Source organism: Variovorax sp. Varisp53, from assembly GCF_059491555.1.
Map to the genome: position 1 here is coordinate 5,396,403 of NZ_CP168512.1, position 17,129 is coordinate 5,413,531.

15 protein-coding genes are annotated in these 17,129 nt (G+C 66.0%); 1 reads left to right on the top strand and 14 read right to left on the bottom strand.

The features are described 5' to 3' along the window. Positions 1–257: 257 nt before the first annotated feature. The 3 genes from ACEOAB_RS25365 to oxlT form a co-directional block, all read right to left on the bottom strand. Positions 258–1,817 (bottom strand): formate dehydrogenase beta subunit, encoded by a 1,560-nt coding sequence (locus ACEOAB_RS25365; protein WP_413748961.1) that lies wholly within the window; start codon positions 1,815–1,817, stop codon positions 258–260. Beyond that, complete coding sequence (locus ACEOAB_RS25370; RefSeq protein WP_413748960.1) at positions 1,814–2,341, bottom strand: formate dehydrogenase subunit gamma; 528 nt, start codon at positions 2,339–2,341, stop codon at positions 1,814–1,816. The genes ACEOAB_RS25365 and ACEOAB_RS25370 overlap by 4 nt, the downstream gene beginning before the upstream one ends. Positions 2,342–2,627: 286 nt before the next feature. Then, complete coding sequence (gene oxlT, locus ACEOAB_RS25375; protein WP_413748962.1) at positions 2,628–3,920, bottom strand: oxalate/formate MFS antiporter; 1,293 nt, start codon at positions 3,918–3,920, stop codon at positions 2,628–2,630. Between the two features lie 678 nt (positions 3,921–4,598). On the opposite strand from oxlT, the gene ACEOAB_RS25380 reads away from it, so the two are divergent. Further along, positions 4,599–4,760 (top strand): hypothetical protein, encoded by a 162-nt coding sequence (locus tag ACEOAB_RS25380; RefSeq protein ID WP_007834182.1) that lies wholly within the window; start codon positions 4,599–4,601, stop codon positions 4,758–4,760. Between the two features lie 42 nt (positions 4,761–4,802). On the opposite strand, the gene ACEOAB_RS25385 is transcribed toward ACEOAB_RS25380, so the two are convergent. The 11 genes from ACEOAB_RS25385 to oxc form a co-directional block, all read right to left on the bottom strand. After that, positions 4,803–5,750, bottom strand: a complete 948-nt coding sequence (locus tag ACEOAB_RS25385) for a LysR family transcriptional regulator (protein ID WP_413748959.1) — start codon at positions 5,748–5,750, stop codon at positions 4,803–4,805. A 65-nt stretch (positions 5,751–5,815) separates the two neighbouring features. Then, positions 5,816–7,237, bottom strand: a complete 1,422-nt coding sequence (pyk, locus tag ACEOAB_RS25390) for a pyruvate kinase (RefSeq protein ID WP_056595352.1) — start codon at positions 7,235–7,237, stop codon at positions 5,816–5,818. Continuing rightward, positions 7,234–8,247: a 2-dehydropantoate 2-reductase gene (locus ACEOAB_RS25395; protein WP_056595354.1), complete on the bottom strand. Its 1,014-nt coding sequence runs from the start codon at positions 8,245–8,247 to the stop codon at positions 7,234–7,236. Before ACEOAB_RS25395 ends, pyk begins: the two co-directional genes overlap by 4 nt. 52 nt (positions 8,248–8,299) lie before the next feature. After that, complete coding sequence (locus ACEOAB_RS25400; protein WP_413748958.1) at positions 8,300–9,076, bottom strand: fumarylacetoacetate hydrolase family protein; 777 nt, start codon at positions 9,074–9,076, stop codon at positions 8,300–8,302. A 52-nt stretch (positions 9,077–9,128) separates the two neighbouring features. Continuing rightward, positions 9,129–10,028: a succinate--CoA ligase subunit alpha gene (gene sucD / locus ACEOAB_RS25405; RefSeq protein WP_413748957.1), complete on the bottom strand. Its 900-nt coding sequence runs from the start codon at positions 10,026–10,028 to the stop codon at positions 9,129–9,131. A gap of 326 nt (positions 10,029–10,354) precedes the next feature. Next, complete coding sequence (sucC, locus tag ACEOAB_RS25410) at positions 10,355–11,527, bottom strand: ADP-forming succinate--CoA ligase subunit beta (RefSeq protein ID WP_413748956.1); 1,173 nt, start codon at positions 11,525–11,527, stop codon at positions 10,355–10,357. Positions 11,528–11,562: 35 nt separating this feature from the next. Continuing rightward, positions 11,563–11,880: an HAD family hydrolase gene (locus ACEOAB_RS25415; RefSeq protein ID WP_056595361.1), complete on the bottom strand. Its 318-nt coding sequence runs from the start codon at positions 11,878–11,880 to the stop codon at positions 11,563–11,565. Between the two features lie 198 nt (positions 11,881–12,078). Further along, complete coding sequence (gene frc, locus ACEOAB_RS25420; protein ID WP_413748955.1) at positions 12,079–13,326, bottom strand: formyl-CoA transferase; 1,248 nt, start codon at positions 13,324–13,326, stop codon at positions 12,079–12,081. After that, the gene (locus ACEOAB_RS25425; protein ID WP_413748954.1) at positions 13,323–13,769 is read right to left on the bottom strand and encodes a PAS domain-containing protein; all 447 of its coding nucleotides are present in this window, start codon (positions 13,767–13,769) and stop codon (positions 13,323–13,325) included. Before ACEOAB_RS25425 ends, frc (ACEOAB_RS25420) begins: the two co-directional genes overlap by 4 nt. Positions 13,770–13,923: 154 nt before the next feature. Next, positions 13,924–15,198, bottom strand: a complete 1,275-nt coding sequence (gene frc / locus ACEOAB_RS25430; RefSeq protein ID WP_007831046.1) for a formyl-CoA transferase — start codon at positions 15,196–15,198, stop codon at positions 13,924–13,926. A gap of 28 nt (positions 15,199–15,226) precedes the next feature. Continuing rightward, complete coding sequence (gene oxc, locus ACEOAB_RS25435) at positions 15,227–17,059, bottom strand: oxalyl-CoA decarboxylase (RefSeq protein ID WP_413748953.1); 1,833 nt, start codon at positions 17,057–17,059, stop codon at positions 15,227–15,229. Between the last annotated feature and the right edge of the window lie 70 nt (positions 17,060–17,129).

Consider the following 17,129-nt stretch of genomic DNA (forward strand, 5'->3'; position numbering starts at 1 on the left):
CTCCCCTCCGCGAATGTCCCCCGCCTTCGGCTCCTCCTTTATTTCGCTGCGGGGAGCACCCGATGCCCTGTGCACAACCAGCGCTGCTCTTGTGCTGGCCGATCAACAAGTGCTCTGATCGATCACGCTGGCGGGGTACCTTGCGCAGCGAAATAAAGGAGGAGGCCGCAGGCCGGGGGACATTCGCGGAGCAAGGTACCCCGTCGGCGTGAGCGCGCCCCGAACACCCATGAAGAATCAGGAAGCAAGGCGTCATCTCAAGCAGCCTTGCGATCGGGGACCACAAGACCGAAGTCCTGCGGAAAATGGTCGAGCGCGGAAAGCACCGGGAACGGCGTCATGCCGCCCATGGCGCACAGCGATCCGTGGACCATGGTGTCGCAGAGGTCGCGCAGCAGGATGACCTGTTGTACGCGGTTCTGGTCCGCGCGGATCTTGTCGATCACCTCGACACCGCGCGTCGATCCGATGCGGCAGGGCGTGCACTTGCCGCAGGATTCGAGCGCGCAGAACTCCATGGCATAGCGCGCGAGCTTCGACAGGTCGGCCGTGTCGTCGTGCACCACGATGCCGCCATGGCCCACCGTGCCGCCGACGGCCGCATAGGCTTCGTAGTCGAGCGGCAGGTCCCATTGCGATTCGGGCAGGTAGGCGCCCAGCGGTCCACCCACCTGCACCGCCTTGATCGGCCGACCCGAGGCCGAGCCGCCGCCGTAGTCGTACAGCAGCTCGCGCAGCGTGACGCCGAAGGCCTTCTCGACCAGGCCGCCGTACTTGATGTTGCCGGCCAGCTGCATCGGCAGCGTGCCGCGCGAACGGCCCACGCCGTAGTCGCGGTAGAAGGCTGCGCCGCGCGCCAGGATCAGCGGCACGCTGGCCAGCGTGATGACGTTGTTGATCAGCGTGGGCTGGCCGAACAGGCCCTCGATGGCCGGCAGCGGCGGCTTGGCGCGCACGATGCCACGCTTGCCTTCGAGGCTTTCGAGCAGCGCCGTTTCTTCGCCGCACACGTACGAGCCAGCGCCCTTGCGCACCGCGAGCGAGAAGCGCTTGCCCGACCGCAGGATGTTGTCGCCGAGGAAGCCCGCCGCCTCGGCGATGCGGATGGCCTCGTTCAGCGTGGCGATCGCATGCGGGTACTCGGAGCGCACGTAGATGAAGCCCTGCGTCGCGCCCGTGGCGAGGCCCGCGATGGTCATGCCCTCGATCAGCATGAAGGGGTCGCCCTCCATCGTCATGCGGTCGGAGTACGTGCCCGAGTCGCCCTCGTCGGCGTTGCAGACGATGTACTTCTGCGCGGCGGCCGTGCCCAGCACCGTCTTCCACTTGATGCCGGCGGGAAAGGCCGCACCGCCGCGCCCGCGCAGGCCCGAATCGAGCACCTGCTGCACGATCTCCTCGGGCGCGAGCGCCAGCGCGCGGCGCAGGCCGGCGAAGCCTTCGTAGGCCTGGTAGTCGGTCAGCGACACCGGGTCGGTGACGCCCATGCGCGCGAAGGTCAGGCGCTCCTGCTTCTTGAGGTAGGGAATGTCCTCGGTCGGACCGAGCGCGAGCGGGTGCTTGCCGCCCGTGAGAAAGCCGGCGTCGAACAGGCCGGCCACGTCGTCGGGCGTCACCGGTCCGTAGGCGATGCGGCCGGTCGGGGTGTTCACCTCGACCAGCGGTTCGAGCCAGAACATGCCGCGCGAACCGTTGCGCACGAGCTCGAGCATGATGCCGCGCGCCGTGGCCTCCTTCGCGATGCGCTGGGCCACGCGGTCGGCGCCGGCTGCGAGCGCGGCCGAGTCGCGCGGGACGTAGACGGTGATGGTGCTCATGGGTTGTTGTCCTGCGCGATCAGCGCGTCGAATGCCCTGGGTGTCATGCGTGCATGCGGCTGGTCGTCGAGCGTCATCGCGGGCGACGAGGCGCACAGGCCGAGGCAGAACGCGGGCTCCAGCGTGAAGGCGCCGTCCTTCGAGGTGCCGTGCGCGCTGCATCCGAGGCGCAGCTCCGCGTGGGCGAGCAGCGCATCGGCGCCCATCGACTGGCAGGCCTCGGCGCGGCAGATCTGGATCACGTGGCGGCCCGCGGGCTCGGCACGAAAGTGGTGGTAGTAGGTGATGACACCGTGCACCTCCGCACGCGAGAGGTTCTGCGCCTCGGCGATCACCGGCACCGTGTGGGCGGGGATGTAGCCCAGCGCGTCCTGCACGTCGTGCAGGATCGGCAGCAGCGCGCCGGGTTCGTCCGCATGCTGCAGCAGGCTGCGCTGCACGGCGGCGAGTTCCTTGTCCTTGTCGATGGGAGCTGAGGCCGGATGCGGTACCTCGTGTCCCTGCTGCGCCTGTTGTAGTTTCATGGTCCCGTCCGGTCTGGTCCGTTGCCGCCTGCGCCGCCGTTGTCTTGCTGCCGGCGGAGCCGTTTTCATCGTGGTTTCGTCACGGGCCGCCGTCATGAAATCCGACGTGAATCCCGCGCTCATCCGCTTGAGGATCAATGTCGATGAATCGAGCGATAGGGGCCTTGACGCAAGTCAATTTCCGCGGAAACAAGCGCGGTGCCAATGCGCACAAACCCTGCGGCCCCATCGGCAAAAAGCCCTGCCATCTTCATGGCAGGGCCGCGTGCATCGGAAGAACGACGGCTTACTCGATGGTGGTGGTAGCGCGGCTGGCCTCGATGTGCTTGCGGCGCATCGGCCGCAACACGAACCACGCCATCAGCGCAGCAAGCGCATTGACCGCGCTGGCGGCGATGAAGACGGCCTGCCAGCTGCCGGTGGCGGCGGCGAGCACGCTCGACAGCGGCACCAGCAGCGAGGCGGTGCCCTTCGCGGTGTAGAGCATGCCGGCGTTCGATGCCGCATACCTCGAGCCGAAGGTATCGGCGCAGGTCGAGGGGAACAGGCTGTAGATCTCGCCCCAGGCGAAGAACACGATGCCGGTCAGGACGACGAAGAGAATCGGGTTCTGGCCGTAGTGGTAGAGCATCAGGATGCCGACCGACTCCATCGCGAAGGCGATGAACATCGTCTGCTCACGGCCGATCTTGTCGGACACCCAGCCGAAGAAGGGCCGCGTGAGGCCGTTGAGCACGCGATCGATGGCGAGCGCGAAGGTCAGCGCGGGCAGCACCAGGCCCATGATGTTGACCGGCACGTCCATGATCTTGAAGTCCTTCGCGATGGGCGCGAGCTGCGCCGTGGCCATCAGGCCGCCGGCGGCCACCATCACGAACATCGCGTACATCACCCAGAACACGGGCGAGCGCAGCACTTCCGAGGGCGCATAGTCGCGGCCTGCCTGCTGCACGTTGCGGCTGTTCGACGCCTTGGCATGGTGGGGCGCACGGGTCAGCATCCATGCGAGCAGGAACACGATGAGTCCCTGCCCGATCCCAAAATACAGGAAGGCCGCTTCGTAGCCGCTCGACTTGATCATCGCGGAGATCGGGATGATCGTGAGCGCCGAGCCCGCGCCGAAGCCCGCGGCGGTCATGCCCGCAGCAAGCCCCCGGCGATCGGGGAACCACTTGAGCGCATTGCCCACGCAGGTGCCGTAGACCGCGCCCGCGCCGATACCGCCGACGGCCGCCGCGATGTAGAGCAACGTGAGCGAATCGGCCTCCGAGTTGAGCACCCAGCCGAGGCCGCACAGCAGGCCGCCCACCAGCACCACGGGACGCGGTCCGAAGCGATCGACGAGGTAGCCCTCAATCGGCACCAGCCATGTCTCGGTGAGCACGAAGATGGTGAACGCCACCTGGATCGCGGCGCGGCTCCAGCCGTGCTTCTCGGCGATCGGATTGACGAAGAGCGTCCAGCCGTATTGCAGGTTGGCGATCATCGCCATGCAGACGATGCCGATCAGCAGCTGGCCCCATCGGTATGCCTCGGATCGGCTCGCGGTGGCGCCATGGGTTTCGGAGGGAGGGAACATCGCGGGGGTGGAACCTGCGATCGTGGAGGTGGGCCGATTCATGGTGTTGTCCTTGGTTTTCGGTGAGGTCCGACAGACTTCGAATGCAGATAAATCAATCGAGCGATCGGTGCAAACAGCGGAAGTAAAACGGGGTGCTGCGCCATGCGCCACACACGCCACGCGATCGGTACGCATCGACAGGCAACGAGGCTTCCTTGACATCGATACACCGCATGAAGATCACCTGGTTTTGCGCGTGAATGACTGTCGGTCGGAGCGACTCAAAAACTCTTGACCTCAGTCAAGTTCACACGAATCGCGGACTCGCAAGACCCCCGTGATATCCCTAGCAGGAGGCCTCTTCGCACGCGCGCATTGCGTTGCATCCGACATGCATCTCGCGATGCCGCGGCATGGTGTGCATGGAAGAGAAATTGCCCAGCTGGATCGCAAAGGTCTTCGCGGAACTTCGACGGCTCGTGCGATGACTTTCGCGATGCGCGTTCTGCGCTGGTGCAGGCCCGCTTGCGAAGCGCTCGTACGGCCACGCTGCGCGTTGTGCGAGAACCTGCCTGGTGTTGAAAAAATTGACCTAGGTCAAGAAACGCGAAAATGGCGTTTGCTCTCGTCTAGGGTAAACCCTAAAATTCAGGGTAATCCCTTCGGTCTTTCAGTTTCAAACCTTTGGAGCCCTCAATGAGCCACACCACCCTGAATTCCAGCGCCCTGCGCACTCCCGCCTCTTCGTCCACTGCCAACGATGCACTGCGCGACCTCATCGCCGCAATGCCCATCGTGATCTTCTACAAGGCCGCGCGTGCCGCGCTGATGCAGCGTTCGCCGGCTGCACGGCGTTGAGCTTCCACACCGAACCGATCCTCTCCGAAGAGCGCGCGCGAGTTACTCGCCGCGCTCTTTGCTTTTGGGGCTTTCGAATGGAACGATCTGCGCGATCAGCGACGGTCCGTCGCTCAGCAGGAAGTCCTTGAAGGCCTGCGCCACCGGCGGCAGGCGCTTGCTGCGACGGTGCACCACGTACCAGTTGAGCATCAGCGGAAAGCCCTCGACATCGAGCACGCAGAGGCTGCCGGCGCGCAGCTCCTGGCTCACCGTGTGCGCCGACACGAAGCTCACGCCCATGCCTGCGATCACGGCCTGCTTGATGGTCTCGGTGCTGCGGATTTCCATCGCGATGTTGATGCCGCTGAGATCGCCGCCGAAGCCGTCTTCCATCGAATGCCAGGTGTCGGACGCTTTCTCGCGCACCACGAAGGGCTCGCGCATCAGCCGCTGGAGCGGGATCTTCTTCACGCCCACCAGCGGATGGCCCGGCGCCGCGACGATCACGTAGGGGTGCGGAGCGAACGGCTGGTTGACGGTGTCGAGATCGGTCGGCGGGCGCACCATGATCGCGAGGTCGGTGAGGTTCTCGGCGATGTGCGTCAGCAGCTGCGCGCGGTTGTGGACCGTGAAGTTCAGCGTCACGCCCTGGTGCCGGCTCGCGAACTCGACCAGCAGGCGCGGAAAGAAGTAGTCGCCCGCGCTGATCACGCCCACGTTGAGCTTGCCGCCGGAGACGCCCTTGAACTGCATCATCGCGTTCTCGGCCGCCTCGAACTGCTGGATGATGGCGCGGCTGATCTGCAGCAGCTCGGTGCCAGCGGGCGTGAGGTAGATCTTCTTGCCGAACTGCTCGAACAGCACATTGCCGGCGTGTTCCTCGAGCTTGCGCACCTGCGTGGAGACGGCGGGCTGCGTGAGGTGGAGCTCCTCGGCCGCTCGCGAAAAACTCAGCAGCCGCGCCACGGCTTCGAAGACCTTCAACTGGCGCAGGGTCGCATGCTTCATCGGGGGAGAACAGGTGGCTGCAGTCGAGCGGCATCGTACAGCGCGCCTGCGCCGATGGCCTGCGCTCAGTCGGGTATCCGCGCGACGTGCAGCAGGTTCGTCGTGCCCGATTGACCGAAGGGCAGGCCCGCCGCCACCACCACGTCGTCGCCCGCCTTCGCAAAACCTTCGGCGCGGGCCGTGCGGCAGGCGCACTCGATCATCTCGGCCACGTCATGCACGTCGTCGACGAGCACCGCATGCACGCCCCAGACCATCGCCATGCGGCGTGCTGCGGCGGTGTCGGGCGTGAGGCTCAGGATGGGCACGGCCGGGCGCTCGCGCGCAGCGCGCAGGCTTGTGAAACCCGAAGAGGTATACGTCACGGTGGCGGCCGGCGCGAGCAGCGCGGCCACCTGGCGCAGCGAGGCGCAGACCGCGTCGGCCGTGGTCGACAGCGCCGCGTCGTGCGTGGCGTCGATGCCCGCGCGGTACGAGGGATCGGCTTCGACGCGCGCGATGATGCGGTCCATCATCGCGACCGCCTCGAGCGGGTACCTGCCCGAGGCCGATTCGGCCGAGAGCATCACCGCATCGACGCCGTCGTAGATGGCCGTTGCAACGTCGGACACCTCGGCGCGCGTGGGCACCGGCGATGCGATCATCGATTCGAGCATCTGCGTCGCCACCACCACCGGCTTGCCGCCCTTGCGGCAGGCGCGCACGATCAGGCGCTGCAGCTCGGGCACCTGCTCGGGCGGCAGCTCCACGCCGAGGTCGCCGCGCGCCACCATGATGCCGTCGCACAGCGCGACGATGGCGTCGAGATGCTCGATGGCCGCGGGCTTCTCGAGCTTGGCCATGATCCAGGCGCGCGTGCCGATGATGGCGCGCGCCTCCTCGATGTCCTCGGGCCGCTGCACGAACGACAGCGCAACCCAATCGACACCGATCGACAGGCCGAAAGCCAGGTCGTCGCGGTCCTTCGGCGTCAGTGGCGAGATCGGCAGCAGCACGCTGGGCACGTTGACGCCCTTGCGATCCGAGATCGGTCCGCCGACCAGCACCGTGGTCTCGGCGAAGTCGGCGCCGTGGCTGTCCACGCGCAGCCGCAGCTTGCCGTCGTCGAGCAACAGCTCGGTGCCTTCCTGCAGCGCGGCGAAGATTTCCGGATGCGGCAGCGGCGCGCGGCGTGCGCTGCCGCTGGTCTTGCTGTCCATGTCGAGCCGGAAGCGCGCGCCCGCATCGAGCTGCGCGCGGCCGCCTTCGAAAGCGCCCAGCCGCAGCTTCGGCCCCTGCAGGTCCAGCAGGATGCCGATGGGCCGGCCGAATTCCTTCTCGAGGCGGCGAATGGTTTCCAGCCGGCGCGCATGGTCGTGCTGCGTGCCGTGGCTGAAGTTGAGCCGGAACACGTCCACGCCACGCTCGAACAGCGCGCGGATGGCCGGCTCGTCGGTGGTGGCCGGGCCGAGCGTCGCGACGATCTTGGCGCTGCGTGTGCGTCTCATGCTGCGATTTCGTGGAGCCTGACGCGGCCGCGCTGGTCTTCCATCGTTCGCGCGAGCAGCTTGACCAGGCTGTAGACGGTGTCGATGTGCGGTGTCGAGGTCTCGGTCAGCCGGGCCAGTTCGACCACGGCGCCCACCAGCGCATCGATCTCCGGTGCGCGCCCGGCTTCCACGTCCTGCAGCATCGAAGTCTTGTGCTTGCCGACTTTCTCTGCGCCCGCGATGCGCTTTTCGAGCGTCACGCGGAACTCGATGCCGAGCTTGTGCGCGACGGCCTGGGCCTCGCGCATCATCGCGGCGGCGAGATCGCGCGAGGGCGGGTACTGGCAGATGTCGACCAGCGTCGAATGCGAGAGGCTGCTGATCGGGTTGAAGGTCAGGTTGCCCCAGAGCTTGAGCCAGATCTCCGCGCGGATGTTGTCGAGCACGGGCGCCTTGAAGCCGGCGCCGGTGAAGCAGGCGGCAACGCGGTTCACGCGCTCGCTGGCCGAGCCGTCGAGCTCGCCGACCGGGAAGCGCTCGCCTTCGATGTGCTTGACCACGCCGGGCGCGATCAGCTCCGAGGCCGGGTAGACCACGCAGCCGATCACGCGCTGCGCGGGGATCTTCGCGGCCACGAGCCCCGAGGGATCGACGCTGCGCACCGGCGTGCCTGCGAGAGCGCCGCCATGTTGGTGGAAGTACCAGTACGGGATGCCGTTCTGCATCGTCACGACAACGGTGTCGGGGCCGAACAGCTTGGGCACGTCGTTCGCCACCGCCTCGACCTGGTGGGCCTTCATGGCGAGCACGACGATGTCCTGCGGACCCGCCTCGTCGTAGCGGTCGGTGGCCTTGACGTTGCGCGCCACCTGTTCTTCGCCCTCGGCCGAGACCAGCTTGATGCCGTTCCTGCCGATGGCTTCGAGGTTGGCGCCGCGCACGATGAACGTCACGTCCTCGCCGGCCAGCGCGAGCTTCGCGCCGACCAGTCCACCGATGGCGCCCGCGCCGATGATTGCAATCTTCATATCGATCCCCAAGAGTTGAATTCCTTGCGCGGCCGCTTCGGCATGCGCGTTGTCAGCCGAAGCGGTTGCTGAGTTTTCCGATGCCGCCGATCTCGATCTCGACGAGGCTGCCAGGCTTCATCGAGCCGACGCCGACCGATGTGCCACAGAGGATCACGTCGCCGCGGTGCAGCGTCATGTCCTGCGAGATCAGGCTCACGAGCTGCTGCACCGAGAAGCGCATGTCGCTGATCGGATAGTTCTGCCGCACCTCGCCGTTGAGCAGCGTGGTCACGGTGAGTGTTGCGGCGTCGAGGCCGGTGGCCACAACCGGGCCCATGGGGCAGAAGGTGTCGAAGCCCTTGGCGCGCACCCACTGCGCGAACGAGGCGTCGCGGTTCAGGATGTCGGCCACGGTCACGTCGTTGGCGCAGGTGTAGCCGAACACATGGTCGAGCGCGTCGGCCTCGGAGACGGCGGTGGCGGTCTTGCCGATCACGATGCCGAGCTCGCCCTCGAACACCACCTTGCCGTCGCACAGCGGCTTGCGGATCGGCGCGCCGGGAGCGAGGTAGGAGTTGGGCGTCTTCAGCAGGTACAGCGGCTCCGCCGGCACCGGCAGGCCCAGCTTGGCGCCGAGCGCATGGAAGTTGTTCCACAGCGCGATCACCTTGGTCGGCTCGGTGGGCGTGAGCAGCTGGAGCCCCGCCAGCGCGAACACGCGGCCCGTGGGCTCGGAGCTGCCGAACATGTCGCCCCGACGCTCGTGCACCGCATCGCCTTCGAGCGTGCCGAAGCCGATGCCGCCGGCGTGTTCGAAGCGGACCCATTTCTTCTGTGGCTGTTGCATGTTGTTGTCTGCTTTCTGGATGGAGGATTCGGGCCGGCCGTCAGTCAGTCAGTCAGTCGAACGGCAGGTAGTCGGGGATCACGAGCGAGGCGAGCAGCTTTCCCATCTCCGCCGGATTGCGCGTGACGTGGATGCCGCATTCCTTCATGACCGCGAACTTTTCCTGCGCGGTGCCGCGGCCGCCGGAAACGATGGCGCCCGCATGGCCCATGCGCTTGCCGGGCGGCGCACTGGCGCCCGCGATGAAGCCGACGACGGGCTTGCGCATGTGGTCGCGGATCCAGTACGCGCATTGCTCCTCGGCATCGCCGCCGATCTCGCCGACCATGATCACGGCGTCGGTGCGCGGGTCGTCGTTGAACATCCGCAGCACGTCGATGTGCCGCAGCCCGCCGACCGGATCGCCGCCGATGCCGACCACGGTCGACTGCCCGATGCCGAAGCTCGCGAGCTGGCTTGCGGCCTCGTAGGTGAGCGTGCCCGAGCGCGAGACCACGCCGATGCGGCCGCGCTGGTGGATGTGGCCGGGCATGATGCCGATCTTGATTTCGCCTGGCGTGATGAGGCCGGGGCAGTTGGGTCCGAGCAGCAGCGTCTTGCGGCCCTGCATGCGGTGACGCGTGCGGATCATGTCGCGCACCGGAATGCCTTCGGTGATGCAGATGACGAGTTCGAGCTCGGCATCGACCGCTTCGTCGATGGCCGCAGCGGCGAAAGGTGGTGGCACGTAGATCACGGAGACGGTGGCGCCGGTGCGGGCCTTGGCCTCTTTCACGGTGCCGAAGATCGGAATGCCGGCCAGCGAATCGCCTGCCTTCAGAGGGTTCACGCCCGCGACGAAGCAGTGCCGGCCGTTGCCGTATTCGAGACACTGGGCCGTGTGGAAGCTGCCAGTCTTGCCGGTGATGCCCTGCGTGATCACGCGGGTGTGCTTGTTGATCAGGATGGACATGCCGTTTGCTCCATCGTGCGTTTGCCTGTGCTCCTGTTTCGGGGTGCGTGCGCAGGCCATCGGGTAACTCCCTCCGCGAATGTCCCCCGGCCTGCGGCCTCCTCCTTTATTTCGCTGCGTGAGTCACCCGACGCCCTGCGCACGAGGACACGCTGCCGGTGCTCGCCGATCAACCACCGCTGCGTCCAACGATCACGCCGATGGGGTGCCTTGCGCAGCGAAATAAAGGAGGAGCCCGAAGGGCGGGGGACATTCGCGGAGCAAGGCACCCCGTCGGCGTGATCGCACCCCGAAATGCATCGCATCAAGAGACAGGAGCTCATTTCCTAGCGCTCCCAGTTCCGAGCAGCCCCAATGGCCCGCTGCGCAGCCTCGGCCATGTCGTCGGTGTTGATGATCGACAGGCCCGACTGCGCGAGGATGGTCCGGCCCAGGTCCTCGTTGGTGCCCTTCATGCGCACGATCAGCGGCACGGTGAGCCCGGTTTCTCGCGCTGCAGCAACCACGCCGTGCGCAATGACATCGCATTTCATGATGCCGCCGAAGATGTTGACCAGCACGGCCTTGAGCTTCGGGTTGCGCAGCATCAGCTTGAAGGCTTCGGTCACCTTTTCGGCTGTCGCACCACCGCCCACGTCGAGAAAATTGGCGGGCGTTCCGCCGTAGAGCTTGATCGCGTCCATCGTCGCCATCGCGAGGCCGGCGCCGTTGACGAGGCAACCGATGTCGCCGTCGAGCGCGATGTACGAGAGGTCGAACTTCGAGGCTTCGACCTCCACCGGGTCTTCCTCGTCGAAGTCGCGCATCGCGGCGATCCCGGGCTGGCGGTACAGGGCGTTGGCGTCGAAGTCGAACTTCGCGTCGAGCGCCATCACGCGGCCGTCGCGGGTCAGCACCAGCGGATTGATCTCGGCCAGCGACGCGTCGCTGGCATCGAAGGCCTGGTAGAGGTTCTGCATGAACACGCGCGCCTGCACCACCGAACGCTCGTCGATGCCGATGCGGCGCGCGATGCCGTCGGCCTCGGCAATGCGCAGGCCGGCGTCCGGATCGATGAAGAGCTTGTGGATCTTCTCGGGCGTGCGCGCAGCCACCTCCTCGATGTCCGTGCCGCCTTCGCTCGAAGCCATCAACGCCACGCGCTGCGAGTTGCAATCGACCACGAAGCCGAGGTACAGCTCCTTGTCGATCTCGACGCTCTCCTCGACCAGCAGCTGCTTCACCACGCGACCCTCGGGGCCGGTCTGGTGGGTCTTCAGCGTCATGCCGAGCATCTGGTCCGCGTGCCGCCGCACTTCGGCGACGGACCATGCGGGCTTCACGCCGCCGCCCTTGCCCCGGCCGCCCGCATGAATCTGCGCCTTGACCACCCAGGCCCGGCCACCGAGCCGGGTAGCCGCATCCGCCGCCTCGTCGGGCGAGCGGCAGACGAATCCGCGGGGCGTTGCCACGCCGTATTGGCGCAGGACGTCTTTACCCTGGTATTCGTGGATGTTCATGGCCGAGCTCGACTGCTGGATTGAATGTATTTATTTCAGGCACCGAGCTCGACGCCGTGGCTTTCAGCCCAATTGAAATAGCTCGACGAAGCCATTTCCCGCTTTCTGTGGATTTCCTTCTTCTGCTCGATCACCACCGCCAGGAATTCGGCGTCGTATGCCCTCAGGAGGTGCGGCTGATGGGTCTTCAGGTAATGGCCGATCCGCTCGTTGGCGTTCTGGCTCAGGTCCATCAGGCGGTCGTAGGTTTCGCCGTCCCAATGCCAGCGCAGCCCCAATTCGAAAAATGCCGCGTTATAGGCATTACGCTCGATTTCGTCGCGCCAGTATTGAACGGGCGAATGGTTTTCCATGACCTTCTCCTTGAATTGATGCCGGACTCGGCAGATTCAAATGTAGGACTGTCGATGAATTAATAAAAATTAAACTAATTTATAGAAATCATTCATCAAGAGTTATAGATGGAGGCCAGGAATACACGCGCCCAGGGGCCTACCGCGCCACCCGCAGGCAGCGCTCTCACAACTCCGGTGGCGGGCCTGTGCCGCGCCTCAGATCACGCGTTCGGCCCGCAGGGTCGCCAGGGCATCCGCGTCGTAACCGAGCTGCCTGAGCACTTCCTCGGTGTGTTCGCCGAGCAGCGGCGAGCGCGTCACCACCGTCGGGCTGTCGGACATCTTGATGGGATTGCCCACCGTCAGGTACTTGCCGCGCACCGGGTGGTCGACCTCGACGATGGTGCCGGTTTCGCGCAGCGACTCGTCCTCGGCGATCTCCTTCATCGAGAGGATCGGCCCGCAGGGAATGTCGTACTCGTTGAGGATCTCCATGGCCTCGAACTTGTCCTTGGTCATGGTCCACTGCTCGATGCGCGCGAAGATCGGCTTCAGGTGCAGCAGGCGCGCGGCTGGCGTGGCGTAGGCCTCGTCGGTGATCCAGCCCTCCTCGCCGATCACCTTGCACACCGCAGGCCACACGGCCGCCTGCGTGATGAAGTAGATGTATGCGTTGGGGTCGGTCTCCCAGCCCTTGCACTTGAGGATCGAGCCCGGCTGGCCGCCGCCCGAGGCATTGCCCGCGCGCGGCACGGCGTCGCCGAACTTGCCGTCGGGGTACTGCGGGTATTCGTGCATGGTGCCGGTGCGCTCCAGCCGCTGCTGGTCGCGCATCTTCACGCGGCAGAGGTTGAGCACGGCGTCCTGCATCGGCGCGAGCACCTGCTGGCCGCGGCCGGAAGAGTTGCGCTGGAACAGCGCGGCAAGAATGCCGAGCGCGAGGTGCAGGCCGGTGCCGCTGTCGCCGATCTGCGCGCCGGTCACCAGCGGCGGGCCGTCCTCGAAGCCGGTGGTCGAGGCCGCGCCGCCGGCGCACTGGGCCACGTTCTCGTAGACCTTGCAGTGCTCGTACTTGCCGGGCCCGAAGCCCTTGACCGAAGCGACGATCATGCGCGGGTTGATCTTCTGGATGTGGGCCCAGGTGATGCCCATGCGGTCGAGCGCGCCGGGCGCGAAGTTCTCGACCAGCACGTCGCAGGTCTTGATCAGGCTGTCGAGAACCTCCTTGCCCTTGGGGTTCTTGGTGTCCAGCGTGATCGAGCGCTTGTTGTGGTTCAGCATCGTGAAGTACAAGCTGTCCGCGCCGGGAATGTCGCGCAGCTGGCCGCGCGTGGCATCGCCTTCACCTGCACGCTCGACCTTGATCACGTCGGCGCCGAACCACGCCAGCAGCTGGGTGCAGGTGGGGCCCGACTGCACGTGGGTGAAGTCGAGGATGCGAACGCCTTCGAGTGCCTTGCTCATTGACTGTCTCCTTCTTTAACCATCGCGGCTTCGACTTCTACCAGACGGGCGCGCAATTTGCGCTCCTCGGCAAAGCGCACGGATTCATCCCGCACGATGGCGACGATGCCCGTGACCTCGCGAGCGTCGGAGAACAGCATCGACACCGTGAAGGCGATCGACAGCGTGTGCCCGTCCTTGTGCAGCGCGGGAACGCGCAGCAGGTCGGCGCCGTACTTGGTGATGCCGGTGTCCATCGTCTTGTGATAGCCGTCCCAGTGCCGCTGGCGTTGGCGCTGGGGAATGATCAGGTCGAGCGACTGGCCGAGCGCCTCGGCCTCGGTGAAACCGAAGATGCGCTCGGCGGCCCGGTTCCACAGCGTGATAGCGCCCTGCGCATCGCACACCATGATGGCATCGCCGGCGCCTTCGACGAGCTGCTTGAAATCGACGTTCGCTTGCATGTTTACCTCTGGCGCTTCATTTCAATCCAGAACCCCGCAGTGCCACTGCCCTTCCAGAGACACCGCGGAACCGGCTCCGCCGGGCCGCAGGTGTCACCCCCTCGAAGGGGGTAGGCGCTGCCACACGAAGTGGGCAAGCCTGGGGGTGAGCCAACTACACGGCTTTTGATTCCTTCAGGTTGTCGATCTGCTGCTGGGTGTAGCCCAGTTCCGCCAGCACCTGGTCGGTGTGCTCGCCCAGCAGGGGCGAGGCGGTGACTTCGGGCTTGAGGTCCGAGAACTTGATCGGGCTGCCGATGGTCCAGTAGCTGCCGCGTTCCTTGTGCGGCACTTCGACGATCGAGCCGCTCTTGCGCAGCGACTCGTCATGCAGCAGCTCCTTCATCGACAGCACCGGGGCGCAGGGAATGTCGTACTTGCGGAAGATGTCCACCGCCTCGAACTTGGTCTTGTCCTTGATGAAGTCCTCGATGGTCGCGAAGATCTGCTCGATGTGCGGCTGGCGGGCCTTGGCCGTCATGTAGTCGGGGTCGGTCTTCCACTCGGGCTTGCCCAGCGCCTCGCAGATCGGCTCCCAGGCGTGGCCCTGCACCGTGAAGTAGATGTACGCGTTGGGGTCGGTCTGCCAGCCCTTGCACTTCAGGATCCAGCCGGGCTGACCGCCGCCGCCGGCGTTGCCGCCCCGCGGCACGACCTTGTCGGCGAAGGCCCCCATTTCATGCGGGTACTGCGGGTATTCCTCGAGGTAGCCCACGCTGTCCAGACGCTGCTGGTCGCGCATCTTCACGCGGCACAGGTTGAGCACGGCGTCCTGCATCGAGCAGGCCACCTTCTGGCCCTTGCCGGTCTGCTGGCGGCCGATGATGGCGGTCAGGATGCCGATGGCCAGGTGCATGCCGGTGTTGGAGTCGCCCAGCGCGGCGGCCGAGATCGTCGGGGCGGAGTTCTCGCCCTTCCACCAGCCGGTGGTGGAGGCCGAGCCGCCGGCGCACTGCGCCACGTTCTCGTACACCTTCAGGTCCTCGTAGTGGTGGCCTTCGCTGAAGCCCTTGACCGATGCGACGATCATCTTCGGGTTCAGCTCCTGGAGGCGTTCCCAGGTGAAGCCCATGCGGTCCAGCGCGCCGGGGCCGAAGTTTTCCACCAGCACGTCGGATTCGCGGATCAGCTTTTCCAGCACGATCTTGCCCTCGGGCTTCTTCGTGTCCAGCGTGATCGAGCGCTTGTTGCTGTTGAGCATGGTGAAGTAAAGCGCGTCGACGTTCGGAATGTCGCGCAGCTGGCTGCGGGTGACGTCGCCGGCGCCCGGACGCTCCACCTTGATCACGTCGGCGCCGAACCAGGCCAGCATCTGCGTGCAGGCAGGACCGGCCTGCACGTGCGTGAAGTCGATGATCTTGATGCCGTTGAGGGGTTTGATGCTGCTCATTTGGGAAATCTCCTTGGATGGAATTGAGTTACTTCTTCTTCGCCGTGCTGGGGTTCAGGCTCGTGATGCGTCCGCTTTCCGTGCCCGCGGTTTCGTCGATGACGGCGTTGATCAGAGTCGGCCGGCCCGAGGCGACGGCCTCGGCCAGGGCCTTCTGCAGCTCGTCGGCGGTGGTGGCGTGCACGCCCACGCCGCCGAAGGCTTCCATCAGCTTGTCGTAGCGCGCGTTCTTGACGAACACGGTGGGCGCCACGTCGGCGGTGCCGCTCGGGTTCACGTCGGTGCCGCGGTAGACGCCGTTGTTGTTGAAGACGACGACGCACACCGGCAGGTTGTAGCGGCAGATGGTTTCCACCTCCATGCCGCTGAAGCCGAAGGCGCTGTCGCCCTCGATGGCGATCACCGGCTTGCCGGTGACCACCGCCGCGGCCACGGAGAAGCCCATGCCGATGCCCATGATTCCCCAGGTGCCCACGTCGAGGCGTTTGCGCGGCTCGTACATGTCGACGATGCTGCGCGCGAAGTCCAGCGTGTTGGCGCCTTCGTTGACGACGATGGCATCGGGCCGCGCCTTCACCTGGTCGCGGATCACGCTGAGCGCGCTCTGGAAGTTCATCGGCGAGGGCCGCGCGGCCAGCGTCGCGGCCATCTTCGAGAGGTTCTTGTCCTTTCGATCGGCGATGGCGCCGGTCCACTCGACCGGGGGCTTGGCCCACTTGGCGTCGATGCCGGCCAGCAACGCGGCCACGCAGGAGCCGATGTCGCCGATTACCGGCGCCTCGATGGCCACGTTGCTGTCGATCTCGGTCGGCGCGATGTCGATCTGGATGAACTTCTTGGCGCCCTTGTCCTGCGCCCAGGTCTTGCCCTTGCCGTGCGAGAGCAGCCAGTTGAGGCGCGCACCGACCAGCAGCACCACATCGGCCTCCTGCAGCACGTAGGAGCGCGCGGCTGCAGCCGACTGCACGTGCGTGTCGGGCAGCAGGCCCTTGGCCATCGACATCGGCAGATAGGGAATACCCGTCTTCTCGACCAGCGCACGGATGTCGGCATCGGCCTGCGCGTAGGCAGCACCCTTGCCGAGCAGGATCAGCGGCCGCTTGGCGCCCTTGAGCAGGTCGAGCGCACGCTTCACGGCGTCGGGCGCGGGGATCTGGCGCGGTGCGGGGTCGACCACCTTGATGAGCGACTTCTTGCCGGCTGCGGCATCCATGGTCTGCGCGAACAGCTTGGCCGGCAGGTCGAGGTACACGCCGCCAGGGCGGCCCGACAGCGCCGCACGGATGGCGCGCGCAATGCCCACGCCGATGTCCTCGGCATGCAACACGCGGAAGGCGGCCTTGCACAGCGGCTTGGCGATGGCGAGCTGGTCCATCTCTTCGTAGTCGCCCTGCTGCAGGTCGACGATCTCGCGCTCGCTGGAGCCGCTGATGAGGATCATCGGGAAGCAGTTGGTGGTGGCATTGGCCAGCGCGGTCAGGCCGTTGAGGAAGCCGGGGGCCGACACGGTCAGGCAGATGCCGGGCTTCTGCGTGAGGAAGCCAGCGGCGGCGGCGGCATTGCCGGCGTGCTGCTCATGGCGGAAGGAGATGACGCGCAGGCCTTCGGCCTGTGCCATGCGCGTGAGGTCGGTGATCGGGATGCCGGGCAGGCCGAAGATGGTGTCGATGTCGTTGAGCTTGAGCGCGTCGATGACCAGGTGGAAGCCGTCGATGGTCTCGGCCGCCGGCGCGCTGTCTTCGGTCGCGCCGCCCTTGAAGGCGCGAACCACCGCTTCGCCGTCGGCATCGCGGGTTTTCGTGGGCTTGAGGGCATCTTCCAGCGTGGTGGCTGCCTCTTTCTCTGTTCTGACTGAAGACATGTCTCTCCTTCTGCATGGGTGAATGGCCAAGGCCCGAGCCGCGACTATGATTCGGGCCCAAGCTTTCGGC